A 20,470-nucleotide genomic window follows, 5' to 3' on the forward strand; every position below is an offset into this window, starting at 1 on the left:
TTGCCACCCACTAATTTTTATTTTGTGGTGTCTAACAGTGAGTTATACGGCATGCCGTATCCCCCCTTCAGACGATATGCAAGCTGGTTGATCCTTATTGCGAGTGTTTACTTATATTTGTTATGCACAAGTAAACGTTATCACAAATCAAGTTGACTGATCCCATGAACATATCAATGGAACGGCCAAACCAGGGGTATCAGCGCAGTCGTAACCAGGGCGGACAAAATTGCCATCGGCGCACCAATTCTCAAATAATCCGTAAATTGGTATCCACCCGGCCCCATCACCATCAGGTTTGTCTGATATCCCAAAGGCGTTAAAAAGCTGGCACTGGCTCCAAACATGACAGCTATGATAAAAGGCATGGGGCTGACGCCAAGCTGCCCGGCGACACCCGTAGCTATCGGAAACAGTAAAACCGCTGCCGCATTGTTGGTGATAAGCTCGGTAAAAAAACTGGTTACGATATAAACCAGCAACAGGGCCAGCCATGGATTTTCAATGCCACCACTTAGAAGAATGTCTACTATCCAGGCAGCGGCTCCACTTTCCTCCAACGCCGATCCCAGAGCAAAAGCAGCGCCAATAACCACCAATACGGGCAAATTAACGCTCACATTCATTCGAGCACGATTGACCGTCACACAGCCTGTCACCAACAATAAACCAGCGGCTAACAGTGCGGCCTCCAGAACGGACATGAGCCCCACGACATTGACCGCTACCATGACAAATAGAATGCCCGTGGCAAGCGGCGCCTTGGAAAAATTGGGAGGCGTGGAATCCCGCAAGGGGCTGACCAGCATAAAGTCCCTGCGATACTGGTATTGCTCCACAAAGGCCTCACTGGTTTCCAATAGCAACGTATCACCGACCCGCAGCGTCATATCACCCACTTTGCCGGTCATGCGCCTGCCACCACGGCTGACACTCAATATCGCCGCGTGGTATAGGGATCGAAACTCCGTTTCCTTTACGGTCTTGTTTAATCCGGGAAATTCCGATCCCAAAACCACCTCGACCAAACAACGTTGATGATGATTGAGTTGTAGCTTATGGGCGCCGCCATGGGCGGGAATCAGCCCGTTGATCCGCTGAAGCTCCCGCGCACAGGCGGGGGCGCCAATGAAGGCGAGCTGATCGCCTTCTTGAAGCTGCATGTCAGGGCCGACTGCTGTATAAAGCTTTTCGCCGCGCTTGATATCAGTGAGGTAACCATGCTGCAAATTACGCAAACCTGCATCGCGAATGGATTTACTGTGCAAAGGACTGCCTTTGGGGATTGCCATCTCGACATAGTACTCACGGGCATGCTTCAATTGTTCTACCAGCTCTTCGCGTTGCGGTAACAACCTGCGACTAAACAGGATTAAAAACACTGAGCCTGCCAGCAGCAGAGGGACACCTACCCAGACCAAATCGAATATGTGAAGCCCCGCCATGCCCCGGCTCTGCATCAGGCCATCGACAACAAGGTTGGTGCTGGTACCTATCAGAGTACAGGTACCCCCTAGAATGGCTGCGTAACTGAGAGGAAGCAGCAACTTCGACGGTGATATGTTCAGGCGCTGTGCCCACTCCTGTACCGCCGGGATCATGATGGCTACCACAGTGGTATTGTTGAGAAAGGCACTTAAAAAAGAGGTCGGCAGAATCAAGCGCGCCTGACTGGCCAGTACCGTATTGGGGTGGCCCAACAACTTGTGAGCAACCCAATAGATGGCCCCGGTATCCCTGAGTGCCGCCGCAACCACATACAACACCGCCACCGTCATCATGCCTGCGTTGGAGAATCCCGCCAGAGCTTGCTCAGTGGTAATAACGCCACCAACGAGTACCGCCACCATCGCCGCCATCATGGTGATTTCCGCGGGTACTCTGCTGGCCAAAGCCACCAGCACACCGACAACAACAGCCATGGTGAATAACATTTCCACTGTCATGATCAGGGGCGCCCCTTATATTCTGATTGCTAATTAAAGGGGATCAAAGGGTAGCTTCCCTATTAATTTCGACATCAGGGTTTATTTGTTGGGTTTTATTCTTCAATCCAATCTACTGAGCTGGTCCTTTGACTTGAGTTTCAAGTGATCTGGCCCCTTGAATTTGTTGAATTTGCAAACCAAGGATGAACTCTCGAATAGTTGCTGTTAACTCCCGGATTTCTCCACTCTTCCCTTCAAGTCTTTCATCGAAAGTATAGGTAGCCGTGGCACGGGTTAGCGCAGCTTTCTTACCAGCCTCGACCATAACTGGATTTTTATATCCAATTTCAGTGGAAACAGCAGAGGTCGATGCCGCTGTTGATTTTGAAGTATGGAAAACCTCTTCAAGATAAAGCGAGTTATTGGAAAACAAACGGTATTTCCAAAGTTCAATATTTGCACCCATAACTTGCACAGCATGTAAATCATATTTTTTATAGTTTGGTGCAATGCAAATAACTCTGACGTCAGACCAATCCACTTTAACGCCATTTCCTAGCCGCTTTTGCACTGCAATCTCAAAATCACCTTTATGATCTTGAATCCAGTGCAAATAGAAAAGACTTTGGTTAATCAGCTCTGATGATTCGACTTTTTTGTATTCTATGATGACCGGATTATCTTCTTCTGATAGCGCAAGGCTATCAATTCGACCAGCGTGTTGAGCGCCAGTCGAGAATTCACTGGCAACGGATCGGCAATTGAAAACGGTTTCTAGATTTTTCTCAATCAGGGACTGCAAGTCCTTTTCCAGATCGAAATTCTTCTGCTCTACGGCAGAAAGCTTATCCCCTGAAATATCAAATATCGGCACTTGATGATTACTCCATTCTCTCTGTGGCTTCTAACGCCGCCAACACCGGCCGGGAATTAAAGGGTAGCGTCCCCTTTTTAAGCTAAGCTATACCATCAACGGTGGCGGTTTTTAACATGTTCTTTTCCTTTAGTCGGATTAGTAGTCTGCTTATTTACGTTTGCATTTACAGAGACAATCCACACTCCAACTGCCGCCACCTGCAAACACAAAATACAGAAACACAAAGCAGAACATGATGGCTAGTTCACCACCGTTATTCAGCGGCCAGAACGCTTTGGGCGCATGGGCAATAAAGTAGGCAAAGGCCATCTGGCCCGACAGGATGAATGCAACCGGACGGGTAAACAGGCCAATTAATAGTAAAAAGCCGCCGACCAGTTCCAGTACACCAGCGGCACCAATTAGTGAAAACAGCTCAAATGGTTGATGTGGTTCAGCCGGGAAGCCGAAAATTTTCATTCCACCGTGCTGCATAAACAGGAACGCGGAAATAATACGGACAATACTCAAAACACGCGGTTGCCATGATGCCAGGAAATTTTCCATTTTCTCTTCTCCTTATTGGTTTTGATGAATTTGTGTTGCCTGATTATTCGTCCACATCATCCATATCGGCCTGACCGGACATGCGGCGGCGGATATGTGACCAGGACATACCGACAGCCAACACAGCCGAGAGCAGGAACAGAATGATATAGCTGAGTACCGAGAAGCTGCCGATACCGATCAGGCCGATATCGACCAGCCACCAGATAATAATGGCGAAAAAGGCGAGGGCGAGTGCCAATCCGAAACCGCCCAACGAGCGGAAGGTGGCGCGCAGGTAAATGGTCCAGCCGATCAGCAGCACAATGGTGACCAAGGCAAAAGGCGGGGAAAGGAAAGTCGCTTCACCGAAAAAAGCGTCTTTGGCCCAGTGATAGTAGCTGAGGCCGCTGGGGTTGTAGGTCGCGTAAACCAGCACCAGGGCGAATGCCAAACGAATAAAGAAGCTTTGCCAGGTAAAGCGATGTGCCGCCATATTGAGTCCTTTTCCTATCACGCTGAATTCAGCTAAGGATAGCTTGCTAGGGGGAAATCGCAAACCTTTAACCCGGATTTCTCACCACTGTTCGTCGCAAGGGCGTTGAGACGCCGTTTATCAAAGTAAATCTTTATCCGCAGATTACGCCGATGAACGCGGATTATTCCATGAGATGGGTAGACCTATGCCTATATCAGTACGGCAATGCCGGTTCATTTCCAGTCCTCTATCGGAGTAAGCAACTCAAGGCTTTCTAGGTTGATTTCGTCTGGTTCAGAGGAGACTCAGATAACTATCTCAAAGTATCGGGGTTGGCAAAAGCCCTGCTACTCAACTTTGGTGTCGGGAGTCTGCAACATACAAAGACTGTTTTAATCTGTGAGAATCGGCGAAATCTGCGGATTTATAAAAAATTTCCACGACAGGAATGACGGAAAATAAATTTTGGGCGGGAACCTGCTGAACAGAGGCGAGCTTAGTGAATCTCGAAATCGGTGAATTCACCGGTGGCGGGTTTTTCGGTGATATCAACTTTGGCAACATTGGCAAAGCGCGGGCCCTGTTTGGCCCAGGCGATCAGCGCGTTGAGGCTGGCGGTCTCGCCTTCGATGAGCATTTCTACGCGGCCGTCGGCCCGGTTTCTGACCCAGCCGGTGACGTCAAGGCGTTGTGCCTGTTCCCAGGCAGCCATGCGGTAACTGACGCCTTGTACGCGGCCGTTAACTAATAAATGATATCTTTTTATTCCCATTCAATCGTAGCGGGTGGCTTGCCGGAGATATCGTACGTCACCCGTGAAATACCTGTGGTTTCGTTAATGATACGACGCGAAACGAGATCCAGGAAGTCGTATGGCAGATGTGCCCAGCGTGCGGTCATAAAGTCGATAGTTTCGACCGCGCGCAGCGCGACAACATAGTCATAACGCCGACCGTCGCCCATCACGCCGACTGATTTTACCGGTAAAAATACAGTAAACGCCTGGCTGGTTTTGTCGTATAAATCATGTTTTCGCAATTCTTCGATAAAAATATGATCCGCTTTACGCAGCAGATCGGCATATTCTTTTTTCACTTCACCCAGAATGCGTACCCCCAGACCCGGCCCCGGGAACGGGTGTCGATAAACCATATCGAAAGGCAGGCCCAGCTCAACACCGAGTTTACGCACTTCGTCTTTAAACAGTTCACGCAGCGGCTCGAGCAGATCCAGTTTCATTTCTTCCGGCAGGCCACCGACGTTATGGTGGGTTTTAATCACATGGGCCTTACCGGTTTTAGCCGCGGCCGATTCGATCACATCCGGATAGATGGTGCCTTGAGCCAGCCATTTAACATTGGATAGTTTGCTGGCTTCTTCATCGAATACTTCTACAAATACCCGACCGATAATACGGCGCTTTTGTTCCGGATCGTTGACACCGGCAAGTTCACCCAGGAAACGATCTTCGGCATCAACACGGATGACTTTGATGCCCATATGTTTGGCGAACATCGCCATCACCTGATCACCTTCATGGTGGCGCAGCAGGCCGTTATCAACAAACACGCAGGTCAGTTGGTCACCGATAGCTTTGTGCAACAGGGCGGCCACCACGGATGAGTCAACCCCACCGGACAAACCCAGCAGCACTTCATCGTCGCCGACTTGTTCGCGAACGGCGTTGATATGGTCTTCAATGATATTGGCCGAAGTCCACAAGGTGTCACAGCCGCAGATTTCAATCAGGAAGCGTTCGATCATGCGCTGTCCCTGCGTCGTGTGAGTCACTTCAGGGTGGAACTGCAGGCCGTAGAATTTACGTTCTTCATCAGCCATACCGGCAATCGGCGCGCTGTCGGTGCTGGCTATGACTTTGAAACCTTCCGGCATACGGGCAACACGGTCACCGTGGCTCATCCACACGTCGAGCATGCCCCAGCCTTCTTCGGTAGTGTGATCTTCGATATCTTTGAGCAATAGCGAATGGCCACGGGCACGAATCTGGGCGTAACCGAATTCGCGGTGTTCGAAGGATTCAACCAGGCCACCCAGCTGTGATGCCATGGTTTGCATGCCGTAGCAAATGCCTAATATCGGCAGACCCAGTTCAAATACTACATGGGGTGCGCTGGGCGCTTCTTCACCGATAGTGGAATCGGGACCGCCGGATAGAATAATGCCTTTGGGATTGAATTCACGGATCTCGGCTTCGCTGATATCCGGGTTGCGCAGTTCGCAGTAGACTCCGGCTTCACGAATACGGCGCGCAATGAGCTGCGTGTATTGGGAGCCGAAATCAAGGATAAGAATACGATGATCGTGAATATTGCTGGTCATTGAGGTCTCTTTAATACAGTTAAAGCAAAGCTGCCCCGAAGCGGGGCAGCGATATCAGGCAGGCCATTAATTAACGCGGTAGTTCGGCGCTTCTTTGATAATGGTAACGTCATGGACGTGGCTTTCACTCATACCGGCAGATGTGACTTTAACGAATTGCGGTTTGGTACGCATTTCATCAATCGTGGCTGAACCGGTATAACCCATGCTGGCACGAATACCGCCTAGCAGTTGGTGAACCACTGCGCCCAGACTGCCTTTGAACGGTACTCGGCCTTCGATGCCTTCCGGTACCAGTTTGTCGGCTTCGCTGGATTCCTGGAAGTAGCGGTCGCTGGAGCCTTGTTTTTGCTGCATCGCACCCAGAGAACCCATGCCACGGTAGGATTTGTAAGCACGGCCCTGGTAAAGCTCGACTTCACCCGGCGCTTCTTCCGTACCGGCAAACATGCCGCCGATCATGATGGTGTGAGCACCGGCGACCAGTGCTTTGGCAATATCACCCGAGTAGCGGATACCGCCATCGGCAATCAGCGGTACACCCGTGCCTTCCAAAGCCTCGGCCACATTGCTGATGGCACTGATTTGCGGGACGCCGACACCGGCAACGATACGGGTAGTACAGATGGAACCGGGACCGATGCCTACTTTAACTGCATCTGCACCGGCTTCGACCAGCGCCAATGCCGCTGCGCCTGTGGCGATATTGCCGCCGATAACCTGCACTTCAGGGAAGTTTTGTTTTACCCAGCGAACCTGATCCAGAACGCCTTGTGAGTGGCCGTGGGCGGTATCAACCACAATCACATCAACGCCAGCTTGCGCCAATGCCTCGACCCGCACCTGACTTTCTGTGCCGATACCGACCGCGGCACCAACACGCAAACGTTCCTGCGCATCTTTTGATGCACGTGGATTGTCCGTTTGTTTTTGAATATCTTTGACTGTGATCATGCCTGTCAGGTGGAAGCTATCATCGACAACCAGCACTTTCTCGATACGGTTAGTGTGCAACAGGCCGAGCACTTCATCGCGTGATGCGTCTTCTTTGACCGTGACCAGTTTGTCTTTCTTGGTCATAATTGCTGAAACCGGGTTTTCGAAGTGGGTTTCGAAACGCAGGTCACGGCTGGTGACAATGCCGACCAGATCGTCACCATCGACAACCGGGACACCGGAAATATTGTGGGAACGGGTCAGCTCGACAACTTCACCGATAGTGGTGTTAGGGCTGACCGTAATCGGGTCACGTACCACGCCGCTTTCGAATTTTTTGACCTTACGGACTTCATCGGCCTGTTGCTCAATGGTCATGTTTTTGTGCAGAATACCCAACCCGCCTTCTTGCGCCATCGCAATGGCCAGACGACTCTCGGTGACCGTATCCATTGCCGCTGACAGCAGAGGGATGTTGATAGTGATATTACGTGTCAATTTGGTGGTCAGACTGACATCGCGAGGGAGAACGTTTGAGTACGCAGGCAGTAGCAGTACATCATCAAACGTCAGGGCTTCTTGAGCAATTCTCATTGGGCACGTTCCTGAAATTACCTGTAATATGATCGCGTAATTATATCAGGAAAGTGCTCCTTCAATGTGATATTTTGGAGTTCAGTTGGTCTGTCAGTGTTCAGGTCAAGGCGCAGCTCGCAGTGAATGTCCACTCCCTTGTCAGGCACCGTAACACTGCAGCAGGACACCACAGGGACGCTGAAACCGAAAATATCACATTGAAGGAGCACTAAGGGTTTATGGCATCACTTAATACATCTGATAACCGGCCCGCGCTGGCAAATCGCGCCGTCAAGGATGTGTATGCCGTGTCTAGACTGGTGCGTGAAGCGCGTGTGTTGCTGGAAGGCTCGTTTCCCCTGTTGTGGGTTGAAGGCGAGATCTCCAATCTTGCGATGCCTGCCTCAGGCCATATCTATTTCACCTTGAAAGATGAAGCCGCACAGGTACGTTGCGCAATGTTTCGCAATCGTAACCAGCAACTGCGCTTTACCCCTGAAAACGGCATGCAGGTCTTGTTGCGGGTGCGTGTCACGCTTTACGAAGGCCGCGGTGAATTTCAGCTGGTGGTTGAGCACATGGAAGAGGCCGGTAGCGGCGCCTTGCAACGTGCTTATGAAGCGCTGAAACAACGTCTCGGGCAGGAAGGCCTGTTTGATGAAAAATACAAAAAACCGATCCCCGAGTTGCCGCAGACCATAGGCATAGTCTCATCACCTGACGGCGCGGCGGTACACGATATTCTCAGTGTGCTGAAAAGACGTTTTCCTGCCGTCGACGTTATTTTGTATCCGGTGGCGGTACAGGGTGAGTCAGCCGCAAGGCAGATTGCACAAGCCATTCGTCTGGCCGATGAACGCAAAGAATGTGATGTGCTGATTGTCGGACGGGGCGGCGGATCACTGGAAGATTTGTGGAGTTTCAACGATGAACAGCTGGCGCGCACTCTCTTTGCCTGCGAACTGCCCATTATATCGGCTGTCGGCCATGAAATAGACTTCACTATCACTGATTTTGTCGCTGATGTCAGAGCGCCGACACCGTCAGCCGCTGCCGAGATAGCGGTGCCGGATGCCAGGCAGTTGCTGGCAAGAATGCAGGGGCTGACACAACGACTGACTTCGATGACACGTCAATTTCTGGCGGGCGAACAACGTCATTTACAACATCTGCAAAGAAGGCTGCCACGTCCGGACTGGCAACTGGCACAGCAAACCCAGTTGCTGACACGAAACAAAAAAATGCTGGATGCTGCCTGGCAAAGAGCCTGGCTTAACCGGCAGCAGCAATTGGATTATCTGGCGGCCAGACTGAAACATCCGCAGGCACAAATCGATAACCAGAAAGTGAACTTGAATACGCTGCAACGCAGGCTGGAACAGGCATTCAAGAATCAGCAGCAACAAGCGCTGAGCTTGTTTTCTTCTCTGCGCCAGCGTTTAAACAGGCAGCTTCCCGCTAGCCGAATTGCCGGGCAACAACAGCATGTGGCGAGTGTGCAAAAACAACTGCATCGTCTGATGCAGCAGCAATTGGATGCCGCCAGACAAATGCTGGCCCAGCAAGTCAGAACCCTGGCAGCGGTAAGCCCGCTTAATACGCTGGAGCGCGGATACAGTATCACCACTGTGGCGGAGTCGGATGAAGTGATTACCCGCGCCACTGATATTGAAGTCGGACAATCGGTCCGGGTACGGTTGCATCAAGGCAGATTGGATTGTGAGGTAAAAAATGTCTCTGATAAGTAGGCTGGTGGCAATATTAAGTTTATTGCTGATTTCTAATGTATGGGCGGCCAGCCTGCCGCAACAGTCGGCCGTGCCGGGCGGAGTGGTGAATATTCCGCTGAGTCTGGACACGGAAAAGAAACCTGCCGTCAGTTTCCAAAACAAACCGGTGATGGTGGTGGCGGCAGACGGTCAGTGGCAGGCGGTGCTCGGCGTACCGTTAACAGCCAAAGCGGGCAGCCATAAAATTCAGGTGACACGTGGCAGTGAGCAAAGCACAGCCATCTTTGATATTGCTGATAAGGCTTACCCCACTCAGCACATCACCATCACAGACAAACGCAAGGTTAACCCGACCAAACTGGATATGGAGCGTATTAACCGCGAAACGGCCAAAATCAACAAGGCACTCAAGCACTGGACGGAGAAAGACGTTATTCCTTTCAACTTTATCTGGCCGATAGAAGGCGAGATCAGTGGTCTGTTCGGTCGTCGACGGGTATTTAACGGCGAGCCGCGCAAGCCGCATAGCGGCATGGATATCGCTGCGCCGACAGGAACCGCAATTCATGCCCCTGCTGAAGGTGTGGTGCGTGATACCGGTGATTATTTCTTTAACGGCAATACGGTGTTTATCGACCATGGACAGGGGCTGGTAACCATGTTCTGTCATATGGACCGTATTGATGTGAAAACCGGCCAGAGCGTCAAGCAGGGTGAAGTGATTGGTACGGTCGGGGCGACCGGGCGGGTAACCGGGCCGCACCTGCATTTGGGCGTCAGTCTTAACGATGAGCGGGTGGAGCCGAGATTATTTTTTCCGCCTCGTCGTGAGCGCTAGTACTTAGACTTATAGGTAAGGCTGCAAAGCCCGTGTCAGCAGGTTGAAGTCAACCGGTTTGGTGATATAGGCTTTGAACAAATCATCAGCAGCATCGATATTTTCTTTCATTGCCGCGGCGCTCAAAGCAATGACGGCAATATCAGCATATTCTGGTGTTTCCTTTAGCGTACGCATGGCGTCAATACCTGACATGCCCGGCAAATTGATATCCATCAAAATTACATCCGGCCGCATGGTTTTGAGCAGTTCCAGTCCGGTTTCCGCACTTTCGCAGGTATGCAGACAGACCTGTTTGATACGTGAGAAAAATACTTCTATAAGGCGAATATTAGCCGGGTTATCTTCGATGTAAAGTACATGTTTGAGATGTAGCGGACGTTCACTATCAGTACGCCGCGACGTTAATGTCTTGTCGAATTGTGCTGTCAGTTTTTCGAACTGATTGGTGGTATCGGCCTGTTGGGCGGACAGCGGCAATTCGATCCAGAAACTGCTGCCGCGCCCCTCGGTGCTGGTAAAGTTTATTTGGCCGCCCATGGCATCGATCAGCCGTTTACTGATGCTGAGGCCGACTCCGCTACCTTCAATATCGGCATGTTCCTGACCCAGCCGTTCAAATGCGGTAAAGACCTGAGCCTGTTTATCTGCGGCAATACCCTGGCCGCTATCCGTTACGGTTAATTTGAATGTGTTGTTATGTGTTTGCACACTGGCATTGATCAGAACCTTACCACCGGATTTGTTGTATTTGATGGCATTAGTGACCAGGTTGATAAAGACTTGTTTCAGTTTGGTAAAGTCTGCCATCACGATAGCATCGGTGGTGTCCAGTACCTTAATATGTACATCATGGTTGTCGGCCAGTGTTTGCAGCATGGGCAGGCATTGTTCTATCACATTGGCAACAGCTACAGGTTCATGGGCGGTTGTAATATTGCCTGCCTCGATTTTGGACAGTTCCAACACATCGTTAATCAATGTCAGCAGGTGTTCACCGTTATGCATAATTTGTTTTACATTGGACAGTTGCTGTGTGCTGAGGGGCGTTTGACTATCACTCAATAATAGTTGCGAGAAACCCAGAATGCCGTTGAGCGGTGTACGTAATTCGTGACTCATTGCCGACAGGAATTCTGATTTGGCATTGTTGGCCCGTTCGGCTTCCAGTTTTGCCTCCAGCAACGCTTGTTGTTCGGTCTTTTGTTGGGAAATATCGCGGGCGATACCGGTAAACATATATTGTCCTTCCCATTGGAAGTCACTGATGGTGAGTTCAACTGGAAAACTGCTGCCATTTTTGTGCCGGGCTTCGACTTCAATGGGTTTACCCAGGATTCGACTTGTTTCGGTGGACATAAAACGTGCCATGCCCAGTTTGTGCAGATCACGATAACCGGCAGGCATCAACATGGTGATGTTCTGGCCCAGCACTTCCTCAGGCTGATAACCAAACAAGGCGATCGAAGCTTTGTTGTAATTTTCGATGAGGCCGGACGCGTTGATGGTAATGACACTGTCAATCGTATTGTCGAGCAGGGTTTGCAGACGCAGGCTTTCATGATGGGCGGCAACTTCAAGTGCTTCTCTTTTCCTGAGTTCGTCTTGAAGTGACGCCGTTTGCTGGCGGATTTGTTCAGTCAGTATTTTATTATGATGTTTTTTTAATAGATAACAAATCAGCGTGAAGATGCTGATGAATGCCAGAATGCCGGCCAGCCACTGGAACAAATTGGAGTCCTTCATGGGGTCCTGGTAAAAGAAACCTTCCAGCCCATGGGAGGAATCGTACAGGCCCAGCTCTTGATAAATATCAGCAATCTGTTGCCAGCGATCCTGCGTCATATGACCAAAATCAACAGTCGGGTAGAGACTGAGCCTGATCAGTTGATCGGCTTCAAACTGCAAATGTGTGCGTGATTTATTCTGTACATTGTATTTGTTCAGAATCAGGTCAATGATTTCATTGCGGTGCTCAACTGCGTAACGCCAGCCTTTGTATGTGGCCTCACGGAATGCTTTTACTGTTTCAGGGTTTTTTTCCAGAAACTGCCTGGAGGTAAACAGGATGTCACTGTAGAAATTGATGCCATAGTCCTTGGGAGCAATGGTGCGGTAGGGTACCTGGTGTTGCACCATGATGAAGGGTTCATTGGACACATAAGCAGTCAGGCCATCGACACGGCCAGCAATCAGATTATCAATATCAGTGGCAGAGGGTTCGATAAAATTAATCAAGTCCGTATTAATATCTTGTTTGAGAAAGATGGCCGCCAGATCATCGGCATAGGACTGTCTGGTCAGGGTTTTGCCAACAAAGTCAGCAGCAGAGTAAATGCCTGAATCGGCAGTGACCAGCCAGACATAAGGGCTATTCTGAAACGTGGCGCCGAGCGCGACCAGCGGTCTGCCCTTGAGATACTCAACGATAATACTGGTTCCGGAAATACCGAATTCCACTTCGCCGTTTTCTACCTCATCGTAAGGGTGCGTGCGGCCGGTGAGGATGCTGACATCAAAACCGGCATCCCGATAAAAACCTTTTTCTTGAGCTGCATAGATACCGGCAAACTGAAACTGGTGCTGCCATTGCAGCTTGATGGACACAGGTTGCAGTTCAGCGGTGTCATGCTCGCTGGCCTCAACTGTAAAGCAGAACCATAAAAGCGCAGCAGTGAAGTAGGTGATTAGTTTCATAAGGGATTGGGTTGAGTTCATCGCATCATAGTAACGGGACAAATCAAACAGGCCCTAGCCATTACATTCTGAAATCACGGCCCAGATAGACACTCAGTACCCGTTTATCGCGGAGAATTTCATCCGGTGTACCGCGGGCAATGACTTCGCCTTCGTTGAAGATATAGGCGCGCTGGCAAACTTTGAGGGTTTCCCGCACATTGTGATCGGTAATAAGGATGCCGATACCACGTTCGGACAATTCTTTGATAATGCCCTGAATATCCAGCACCGAAATCGGATCGACGCCGGCAAAAGGTTCATCCAGCAGAATAAATTGCGGATCCATTGCCAAAGCGCGGGCGATCTCAACCCGGCGCCGCTCACCGCCGGATAACGCCATACCTTTTGATTGACGGATGTGATCGATATGGAAATCTTGCAGTAGGCGTTCGAGCAGATCATATTTGGCACCATCATCCAGATCTTTACGGGTTTCGATAATCGCAAACAGATTGTCTTCCACGCTGAGTTTGCGAAATACCGATGCTTCCTGTGGCAGGTAACCGATGCCCAGACGGGCACGCTCATGAATCGGGTAATCGGTGAGTTCTTGCTGGTCAAGGTGGATGTTGCCATGATCAACCGGAATCAGTCCGACAATCATATAAAAACTCGTGGTTTTGCCTGCACCGTTAGGCCCCAGCAGACCGACAATTTCACCACTTTTGACATCCAGAGAGATATCTTTGACAACCTGACGGTCGCCAAAACGTTTCGCTAATTGTTGCGCGGATAAAATACTCATACTGCCTTTGAATAAGCTTATTGAAGATAGCGTTGGTTAACCCAACCGATAACGACGTCTCCGTCAATCATGCCGCGTACCTGGGCCCATGATTGCTGGCGGGTCAATACAATCACTTCCAGCCCCTGATCATAGGTGCCTATTTTGTTGTAATGTGTGCCCGGACCGGTACGTACATTCAGGCGTGTGGTGGTGATCGCGGTAGGATAGGATTTATCGCTACTGTCGCCAGTAGGGGGTGTTTGTGACGGAGCTTTGGGCTGGGTAGTTTTTTCCGAACCGGGCTTAACCGGTGTGGTCTTTTTCTGGGTGCCCGGCGGTTGAATGATAATGTGTACACGCCCTTTTTTCTGTGTTTCGCCTCCGACGGTAATAGGGGCGGAATTAGCGGTGACCACATTGTTGTTGATATCGTATTCAATTCTGTTGCCGGTAAACTCATCGCCTGCCTGCCAGACATGTCCCTCGCCCAGCAAATAGATCTTTTGGCGGTCAGCATAGTATTCCATTTGCAAAGCACGGGCACGGACCGGTGCTTCGCCTGGTTTCTGAACTTGCTCGTAGGTTGCCAGTTTGCCCTGCGCTACGGCTTTGGTGAGTTGTTTGTTTTCGTCATAAAAGAAGGTGATGATATCGCCTGTTATTTTCAACGTACCCTGAGTCAGGATGGCATCACCTTTATATTGGGTGATGCCTTCTTTGTCATCCAACTGGGCATGATCGGCTTCAATATTGATCGGCTGCTCGCGATCACTGGGCAACGCCCAACTCAGCACCGGCACAGTCAAGATCAATAAAGCCATCAATTTAGTTTGCAGGTGCATCGTATTGTCCTCTCACCTTGGAATGCAGGTTTATTGTTTCATCTTCCAGTGCCGCATGCAGCCCGACGGAATGGGTATCACCATGAGGTGAATGAATCGTAACAGCCTCATCCGTGTAGGCGGTGTTATAAACGGTATCCAGCGTTAGTTTTTCGGTCAACAGTTTAAATTCAGGATTGTCTTTGTTGGTGATAATAACATTTCCTGTCAGCAGGATATTCTCACCTTTTCCCTGTGTGTGACCATGTTCCGATTGAATAATCCAGGTGTCGTTGCCAGGTTGCATAAATTCAGCAATAGGCTGGATGATTTCAGTGGAATCATCGTGGGGGAAATGTGCAATTTCTTCACCCTGAATAATACGGGAAGGTACACCGTTTGCGTCCATCACGGTCATGGTGAAATCTGTCATTGCGTAATCGCTGGTGCGATGGATTTCACGCAGTGTTTTGCCGGATGGATCAGAATCGTCAATGATCAGCCAGAGGCTGAGCAAGGCCACAGCGAACAGGGCCAGCTTGGCATAAAAAGGAATATTAAAAATGGCGTTCAATTTGATCCTGCAGGTTTCCCTGGGCTTCCATAATCAATTCGCATACTTCACGTGCTGCGCCTCTACCGCCTGCCGAGGGCGTTATCCAGTGCGCATGTTTTTTAACTACCGGATCGGCATCCTGTACCGCAACAGCGAGGCCGACCCTGCTCAGGATGGCCAGGTCGACCCAGTCATCACCCACATAAGCACACTGTTCAGGAGACAGGCCTAATTCTTTAACCAGTTTTTCAAATACCGGTAATTTGATGCGCTGGCCCTGGTAGACATGATTGATCCCCAGCCCTTGCATACGGTGTTCAACGGTTTTTGATGTGCGGCCGGTAATAATGGCAATTTCGACACCGGTGTATTGCAGCAGTTTCATGCCATGGCCGTCACGGGAATTGAACGCTTTGTATTCCTGACCATCATCACCGATGATAATGCTGCCATCAGTGAGTACACCGTCAACATCAAATACCACCAGTTTAATTTTTTCAGCCTTTTCCAGAATATCTTGCATATGTGTTCCCAGGGTCTGTTGATTGTTGTTAAACCACGCCTGCGCGCAACAGATCGTGCATATTGATGGCACCGGTCAGTTGGCGTTTATCGTTCAGAATCAGCAAAGCATTAATCTTATAACGCTGCATCAGTTCCAATGCTTCCGCGGCCAGCATGTCAGGGCGGCCGGTTTTGCAATCTTTTGTCATAAATGCCGACAGGGTTTGCGTATGAATATTGATTTCCTGTGCCAGCACCCGCCGCAAGTCACCGTCGGTGAAGATGCCGGCGATTTCGTTATTGTCATCAGTAATCGCGGTCATACCCAGGCCCTTGGCGGACATTTCGATTAATGCTTCGCTGATCAGTGCTGATTTGTGGATCTGTGGAACCGCATCGCCGGTGTGCATGATATCGCTGACATGCAGCAACAATCGGCGTCCCAATAAGCCGCCGGGATGAGACATGGCAAAGTCATTTGCCGTGAATCCCCTGGCTTCAAGCAAGGCGACAGCCAGTGCGTCCCCCATCACCAATGCCGCGGTGGTGCTGGAGGTCGGCGCCAGGCCCAGTGGGCAGGCTTCCCGGGCAACGGAGACGTTAAGAAGGGCGCTGGCATATTTAGCCACGGTAGAGTCGGGTTTGCCGGTCATCGCGATTAACGGGACGCCCAGACGTTTTATTAAGGGCAGGATAGTCAGAACTTCACTGGTTTCACCCGAGTTGGATAAAGCCAGTACCACATCCTTATCAGTAATCATGCCTAAATCGCCGTGGCTGGCTTCACCGGGATGTACAAAAAAAGCAGGCGTGCCGGTACTGGCTAGAGTAGCTGCTATTTTGCCGCCGATATGGCCTGATTTACCCATACCGATAACAACAATGCGGCCCTGGCAGTGAAGCATGAACTCGCAGGCCTTGAGAAAATCATCGTTGATACGCTCACGCAGGATTGAAACAGCCTCCAGCTCGGTATCAATAACCGCTAAAGCAAGCTTTTTCAGCTTGTCATGCTCTATCGTCATCAGCTCAGGCCCGTAGTATTTTGATATGCCAGTAGGCTGTTATAACCGATATAAATCATCAGCATCAACATGCCGGCACTTCTGCCGATGCGCCCTTGGGAGCAAAAGCGGGCGAACAGGTACAGGCCTGCAGCTAACACGATCATGAACGGGAAGTCACGATAAAGCAGCATGGGGTCAATATTTGAGGGGGCAATTAGGGCCGGCATCGCCAGTACCGCGAGTAAATTAAAAATATTGGAACCCAGGATATTACCAACGGCAATATCATGTTCGTTTTTCAATGCTGAGATCACAGAAGCGGCAAGTTCCGGCAGACTGGTACCAATGGCGACGATGGTCAGGCCGATAACCAGATCGCTGACACCGAGCAGGTGGGCAACACCGGTTGCTCCCCACACCAGCGATTTGGAGCCAATCAGCAAGGCAACCAGTCCACTGATAAAAAACCAGCCGGCCCGGCCCGCACTCATTTTCGGGCTGGCGTATTCCTGCGCGAATTCAGTTTCCAGCGGATCGTCATGGCCGCTGCCGCGTAAAGCCAGCCATGCCATGCCACATAACGTCAAGATGAAACCGGCAAACAGAATACTGCCATCCAGCAAACCCAGGTTGCCATCCACCACCAACAGTAACGACAACAGCATGATAAAAGCCAGCACCGGGAATTCGCGACGCAACGTGTCGGAATGAACCACCAGCGGTGTAATCAGGGTGGTGATACCAAGCACCAAGCCGACGTTGGTGATATTAGAGCCGATGGCATTACCAATACCTAATGCGGGAGCGTCATCAAATGCGGCTAATGCCGAAACCATCATTTCCGGCGCCGAGGTACCGAAACCGACAATGGTCAGGCCTACTATCAACGGTGATACCCCAAAATTGGTTGCAATATTGGCAGCGCCATCAATAAAGCGATCAGCTCCCCATATCAAAACAGCGAATCCAGCGACAATGGCGAGAATAAATAAAATAGTAGTCATGAATGTCCGTTAAAAGCGGGCTGTAAAATACAAAAAAGCCGGGTCAAAACCCGGCTGTTTATTATAGGTGCTTAGGAGATAATTGTCGCTAATCCGAGAAAACGTCGAAATCTTCCTCAGGAGGATTGCCATCATAAATCAGATGTTGACGACGCTGCAGGTAGGCATCACGCACGTAGCTGTATTCATCAATGGCTGCTTCATCCAGAACTTTTTCTGCTTTCAGCAGGTTGGCACGTGTGTCGACGATGCGGGTAGCCAGAAAGGCATTACGCGCGCCCGGGCCTTCAATATAAGTAATCGGATCAGAGAAGTAGTCACCAACCAGGCCGAAAGAATCACGCACGGTACGCGGACCAAAGAAAGGCAACACGACATAAGCGCCGGGTTCGGCACCCCAGACGCCGAGAGTTTGACCGAAGTCTTCATTGTTTTTGGTGTAACCGGACAGGCTGGCCACATCAAAAATACCGGCAACCCCTACCGTACTGTTCAATACAAAACGGCCGGTATCTTGGAAAGCCTGCTCAAATTTGAACTGAAGCAGATCATTGATAATAATCGTAATATCATTCAGATTGCTGAAGAAGTTGCTGATGCCATGACTGAAAGGATCCGGCATGACTGTGTCATACCCTTTGGCGACGGGTTTAATGATGGCGGCATCGACGGTATCGTTAAACTTGAACATGGCACGGTTATATCGTTCCAATGGATCGTTAACGTCGGCTGATTGATTGGTGGCGGCACAGCCGGTCATTAGCAGAATGGCCGAAACCAGACCGATTCTAAAAAAAGAGTGGTAACTAGGCATCGAATGAAGGTCCCTGTTTATTCTTATATTTGACTTGGGAATAATCTCACGCTGACCGATGTCGATCAAGTTATCTGTTGTAACTATCACCACGCAGAATTGAGAAGGTTGTAAAAAAACAACAAGTAGTGTTTATACCGAAACAACCTGGAAATGCAGATATCAGGCAGTTTCTTCTCTCGCGGATATCGTGCAGTTGCAGTTTTAGGTATAGATCACAGACACCAGAAGGCCTGGTTGGTAATAGCGGGATCATCTTTATCTGTTTGGGGGTGATTATCGTGCATAAGCCCGGCAAATACCTCGGTGCAGGTTAACCAGCTATTGTTTTTTGCAAACGCGATACACTGGTTTTTATCCAGTGATTGTGCTGCCAGTACTGCTTTATTCAGGTCTTCATCCAGGAAGCCTGTCACACCATTTTCGATAATATCAGCGGGACCTGTGACCGGATAAGCTGCAACAGGTACACCACAGGCCAAAGCTTCCAGCAGCACAAGACCAAAAGTGTCGGTTTTGCTGGGAAACACAAACACATCGGCCGCGGCTACATAAGAGGCCAGTTCCTTGCCGAATTTGGCACCGGTAAACAATACATCGGGATAACGTTGCTGTAACTGTGTCAGATCGGGACCATCACCCACCACCACTTTGCTGCCGGGCACATTGATATCGAGGAAGGCCTCAATATTTTTTTCCACCGCGACCCGTCCCATATTGAGCAGGATCGGGCCGGGCAAATTCAGATTTTGTGGTTTTTCCGGTGAAAAAATATGAGTATCGACGCCACGGCCCCAGACTGCTACCTGTTCGAAGCCGTGTTGATACAGGCGCTCCTGTTGCGAACGGGTCGGCACTAAGGTGCGCTCTGCTTTGCCATGAAAGCGTCTGAGCCAGGCATAACTCCAGCTGAGTGGAATCGGGGCTCTGAGCCGGAGGTATTCCGGAAACTGTGTGTGATAAGACGTTGTGAATTTGATGCCGTTTCGCAGACACCAACTGCGAGCGGCCATGCCTATCGGCCCTTCGGTGGCGATATGAATGGCGTTAGCATCCAGATCATCAAGAATTTTGCCAACTTTGCGGCCGGGAAATAAGGCCAGCGGGATGCTGGGGTAGCTGGGACAGGGGATGGTACGAAACAGTTCGGGGGTGATCAGTGTGACTTCATGCCCAAGTAAAATAAGGTGGTCATGTGTTTGTTTTAAGGTACGTACCACCCCGTTAACCTGAGGCTCCCAGGCATCGGTTGCGATAACGATTTTCATCAGGCTGCCTGAACCGTCTGCTGGGGTTGTTCCACTTGTTCAGTCCAGTTGATGATTTCCATTGCACCATTAGGATGTTCGACCAGCGCGGTACAACTTTCCACCCAGTCCCCGCAGTTGAAATAATCGATATCGTGATGACGGGCAATTTCGGCCCGGTGGATATGGCCGCAGACCACTCCATCGACCCCCTGACGGGCAGCTTCATGGGCTACGGCTTCTTCAAAGTTACTGATATATTGCACGGCGTTTTTCACTTTGTGCTTGAGAAAAGCGGCCAGAGACCAGTAAGAGAAACCGAGTTTACGGCGTATATAATTGACCCAGCGATTAACCCTGAGCAAATGTTCGTAGAGGCGGCCACCGATTTTGGCCAGCAACGGCGAGCACTTCACCACGCTGTCAAATTGATCGCCATGCAGGATAAGCAACTTTTTGTTATCGGCCGTGGTATGAATGACTTCATTTTGAATTTCGACATTACCAAACACCGCGCCGTCGAAGTCGCGTAATACTTCATCATGGTTGCCGGGCACGTAGATGACTTTGGTATTATGTTTGGCTTTACCCAGAATGGTTCGGATGACGTTATTATGGGCCTGGGGCCAAAACATGCGTTTTTTCATTTCCCAGATATCAATGATGTCGCCGACCAGATACAAATAATCACATTCGACTTTGTGCAGGAAATCGAGCAGAAAGTCGGCACTGCAACCACGAAAGCCGAGATGAATGTCTGAAATCCAGACACTGCGAACTTTTATCTTCTCTTTGTGACTTACTTGTGTTTGCATATTGCGCT

General features: G+C 50.1%; 19 protein-coding genes. 2 read left to right on the top strand and 17 right to left on the bottom strand.

Going from position 1 to position 20,470, the window contains the following annotated elements; translation table 11 throughout:
* Nucleotides 1-173 precede the first annotated feature (173 nt).
* From OMP95_RS06215 to guaB, 7 genes are all read right to left on the bottom strand, one after another.
* Nucleotides 174-1,946, bottom strand: a complete 1,773-nt coding sequence (locus OMP95_RS06215) for an SLC13 family permease (RefSeq protein WP_266327057.1) — start codon at nucleotides 1,944-1,946, stop codon at nucleotides 174-176.
* Between the two features lie 112 nt (nucleotides 1,947-2,058).
* Nucleotides 2,059-2,802 (bottom strand): hypothetical protein, encoded by a 744-nt coding sequence (locus OMP95_RS06220; RefSeq protein WP_266327059.1) that lies wholly within the window; start codon nucleotides 2,800-2,802, stop codon nucleotides 2,059-2,061.
* 150 nt (nucleotides 2,803-2,952) lie between these two features.
* Nucleotides 2,953-3,351 carry a DoxX family protein gene (locus tag OMP95_RS06225; RefSeq protein ID WP_266327061.1) on the bottom strand — a complete coding sequence of 133 codons (399 nt, stop codon included), beginning with the start codon at nucleotides 3,349-3,351 and terminating at the stop codon, nucleotides 2,953-2,955.
* 43 nt (nucleotides 3,352-3,394) lie between these two features.
* Nucleotides 3,395-3,826 carry a DUF6524 family protein gene (locus OMP95_RS06230; RefSeq protein WP_266327063.1) on the bottom strand — a complete coding sequence of 144 codons (432 nt, stop codon included), beginning with the start codon at nucleotides 3,824-3,826 and terminating at the stop codon, nucleotides 3,395-3,397.
* A 478-nt stretch (nucleotides 3,827-4,304) separates the two neighbouring features.
* Complete coding sequence (locus OMP95_RS06235) at nucleotides 4,305-4,580, bottom strand: acylphosphatase (RefSeq protein WP_266327065.1); 276 nt, start codon at nucleotides 4,578-4,580, stop codon at nucleotides 4,305-4,307.
* On the bottom strand, nucleotides 4,571-6,148 hold the full coding sequence (gene guaA, locus OMP95_RS06240) for a glutamine-hydrolyzing GMP synthase (protein WP_266327067.1): 1,578 nt from the start codon (nucleotides 6,146-6,148) through the stop codon (nucleotides 4,571-4,573). Before guaA ends, OMP95_RS06235 begins: the two co-directional genes overlap by 10 nt.
* A gap of 66 nt (nucleotides 6,149-6,214) precedes the next feature.
* Nucleotides 6,215-7,678 (bottom strand): IMP dehydrogenase, encoded by a 1,464-nt coding sequence (gene guaB, locus OMP95_RS06245; protein WP_266327069.1) that lies wholly within the window; start codon nucleotides 7,676-7,678, stop codon nucleotides 6,215-6,217.
* 221 nt (nucleotides 7,679-7,899) lie between these two features.
* Here guaB and xseA point away from each other — a divergent pair, with 221 nt between their 5' ends.
* Together xseA and OMP95_RS06255 are read left to right on the top strand one after the other, a co-directional pair.
* A complete protein-coding gene (xseA, locus tag OMP95_RS06250; protein ID WP_266327071.1) occupies nucleotides 7,900-9,408 on the top strand; it encodes an exodeoxyribonuclease VII large subunit in 1,509 nt (502 codons plus the stop codon).
* On the top strand, nucleotides 9,392-10,228 hold the full coding sequence (locus OMP95_RS06255; protein ID WP_266327073.1) for a peptidoglycan DD-metalloendopeptidase family protein: 837 nt from the start codon (nucleotides 9,392-9,394) through the stop codon (nucleotides 10,226-10,228). The genes xseA and OMP95_RS06255 overlap by 17 nt, the downstream gene beginning before the upstream one ends.
* Nucleotides 10,229-10,237: 9 nt before the next feature.
* Here the strand turns inward: OMP95_RS06255 and OMP95_RS06260 are convergent, their stop codons facing one another.
* From OMP95_RS06260 to OMP95_RS06305, 10 genes are all read right to left on the bottom strand, one after another.
* On the bottom strand, nucleotides 10,238-12,925 hold the full coding sequence (locus OMP95_RS06260) for an ABC transporter substrate-binding protein (RefSeq protein ID WP_266327074.1): 2,688 nt from the start codon (nucleotides 12,923-12,925) through the stop codon (nucleotides 10,238-10,240).
* A gap of 61 nt (nucleotides 12,926-12,986) precedes the next feature.
* Nucleotides 12,987-13,712, bottom strand: coding sequence for an LPS export ABC transporter ATP-binding protein (lptB, locus tag OMP95_RS06265; protein WP_266327076.1), 726 nt, complete (start codon nucleotides 13,710-13,712; stop codon nucleotides 12,987-12,989).
* Nucleotides 13,713-13,729: 17 nt separating this feature from the next.
* Nucleotides 13,730-14,536 (bottom strand): lipopolysaccharide transport periplasmic protein LptA, encoded by an 807-nt coding sequence (lptA, locus tag OMP95_RS06270; protein ID WP_266327078.1) that lies wholly within the window; start codon nucleotides 14,534-14,536, stop codon nucleotides 13,730-13,732.
* Nucleotides 14,520-15,089 carry an LPS export ABC transporter periplasmic protein LptC gene (gene lptC, locus OMP95_RS06275; protein WP_266327080.1) on the bottom strand — a complete coding sequence of 190 codons (570 nt, stop codon included), beginning with the start codon at nucleotides 15,087-15,089 and terminating at the stop codon, nucleotides 14,520-14,522. Before lptC ends, lptA begins: the two co-directional genes overlap by 17 nt.
* Nucleotides 15,073-15,606 carry a 3-deoxy-manno-octulosonate-8-phosphatase KdsC gene (kdsC, locus tag OMP95_RS06280; RefSeq protein WP_266327144.1) on the bottom strand — a complete coding sequence of 178 codons (534 nt, stop codon included), beginning with the start codon at nucleotides 15,604-15,606 and terminating at the stop codon, nucleotides 15,073-15,075. The genes lptC and kdsC overlap by 17 nt, the downstream gene beginning before the upstream one ends.
* Before the next feature lie 16 nt (nucleotides 15,607-15,622).
* A complete protein-coding gene (locus OMP95_RS06285; protein ID WP_266327082.1) occupies nucleotides 15,623-16,600 on the bottom strand; it encodes a KpsF/GutQ family sugar-phosphate isomerase in 978 nt (325 codons plus the stop codon).
* Nucleotides 16,600-17,586 carry a calcium/sodium antiporter gene (locus OMP95_RS06290; RefSeq protein WP_266327084.1) on the bottom strand — a complete coding sequence of 329 codons (987 nt, stop codon included), beginning with the start codon at nucleotides 17,584-17,586 and terminating at the stop codon, nucleotides 16,600-16,602. The genes OMP95_RS06285 and OMP95_RS06290 overlap by 1 nt, the downstream gene beginning before the upstream one ends.
* A gap of 88 nt (nucleotides 17,587-17,674) precedes the next feature.
* Entirely contained in the window at nucleotides 17,675-18,400 is a 726-nt protein-coding gene (locus OMP95_RS06295) for a VacJ family lipoprotein (RefSeq protein WP_266327085.1), read from the bottom strand.
* A gap of 215 nt (nucleotides 18,401-18,615) precedes the next feature.
* On the bottom strand, nucleotides 18,616-19,668 hold the full coding sequence (locus OMP95_RS06300) for a glycosyltransferase family 4 protein (protein ID WP_266327086.1): 1,053 nt from the start codon (nucleotides 19,666-19,668) through the stop codon (nucleotides 18,616-18,618).
* Nucleotides 19,668-20,462 carry a UDP-2,3-diacylglucosamine diphosphatase gene (locus OMP95_RS06305; RefSeq protein ID WP_266327087.1) on the bottom strand — a complete coding sequence of 265 codons (795 nt, stop codon included), beginning with the start codon at nucleotides 20,460-20,462 and terminating at the stop codon, nucleotides 19,668-19,670. Before OMP95_RS06305 ends, OMP95_RS06300 begins: the two co-directional genes overlap by 1 nt.
* Nucleotides 20,463-20,470: the final 8 nt, after the last annotated feature.

It is taken from the genome of Methylophaga sp. OBS4, from assembly GCF_026319305.1.
Classification (GTDB): Bacteria; Pseudomonadota; Gammaproteobacteria; order Nitrosococcales; family Methylophagaceae; genus Methylophaga.

What these genes read in the sequence shown, in the direction of transcription:
- lptA (WP_266327078.1), bottom strand. Translation starts at nt 14,536, where the DNA reads ATGCACCTGCAAACTAAATTGATGGCTTTATTGATCTTGACTGTGCCG.
- OMP95_RS06215 (WP_266327057.1), bottom strand. Translation starts at nt 1,946, where the DNA reads ATGACAGTGGAAATGTTATTCACCATGGCTGTTGTTGTCGGTGTGCTG.
- guaA (WP_266327067.1), bottom strand. Translation starts at nt 6,148, where the DNA reads ATGACCAGCAATATTCACGATCATCGTATTCTTATCCTTGATTTCGGC.
- OMP95_RS06225 (WP_266327061.1), bottom strand. Translation starts at nt 3,351, where the DNA reads ATGGAAAATTTCCTGGCATCATGGCAACCGCGTGTTTTGAGTATTGTC.
- OMP95_RS06230 (WP_266327063.1), bottom strand. Translation starts at nt 3,826, where the DNA reads ATGGCGGCACATCGCTTTACCTGGCAAAGCTTCTTTATTCGTTTGGCA.
- OMP95_RS06235 (WP_266327065.1), bottom strand. Translation starts at nt 4,580, where the DNA reads ATGGGAATAAAAAGATATCATTTATTAGTTAACGGCCGCGTACAAGGC.
- OMP95_RS06285 (WP_266327082.1), bottom strand. Translation starts at nt 16,600, where the DNA reads ATGACGATAGAGCATGACAAGCTGAAAAAGCTTGCTTTAGCGGTTATT.
- OMP95_RS06255 (WP_266327073.1), top strand. Translation starts at nt 9,392, where the DNA reads ATGTCTCTGATAAGTAGGCTGGTGGCAATATTAAGTTTATTGCTGATT.
- OMP95_RS06290 (WP_266327084.1), bottom strand. Translation starts at nt 17,586, where the DNA reads ATGACTACTATTTTATTTATTCTCGCCATTGTCGCTGGATTCGCTGTT.
- OMP95_RS06305 (WP_266327087.1), bottom strand. Translation starts at nt 20,462, where the DNA reads ATGCAAACACAAGTAAGTCACAAAGAGAAGATAAAAGTTCGCAGTGTC.
- xseA (WP_266327071.1), top strand. Translation starts at nt 7,900, where the DNA reads ATGGCATCACTTAATACATCTGATAACCGGCCCGCGCTGGCAAATCGC.
- guaB (WP_266327069.1), bottom strand. Translation starts at nt 7,678, where the DNA reads ATGAGAATTGCTCAAGAAGCCCTGACGTTTGATGATGTACTGCTACTG.
- lptB (WP_266327076.1), bottom strand. Translation starts at nt 13,712, where the DNA reads ATGAGTATTTTATCCGCGCAACAATTAGCGAAACGTTTTGGCGACCGT.
- OMP95_RS06260 (WP_266327074.1), bottom strand. Translation starts at nt 12,925, where the DNA reads ATGAAACTAATCACCTACTTCACTGCTGCGCTTTTATGGTTCTGCTTT.
- OMP95_RS06300 (WP_266327086.1), bottom strand. Translation starts at nt 19,668, where the DNA reads ATGAAAATCGTTATCGCAACCGATGCCTGGGAGCCTCAGGTTAACGGG.
- OMP95_RS06295 (WP_266327085.1), bottom strand. Translation starts at nt 18,400, where the DNA reads ATGCCTAGTTACCACTCTTTTTTTAGAATCGGTCTGGTTTCGGCCATT.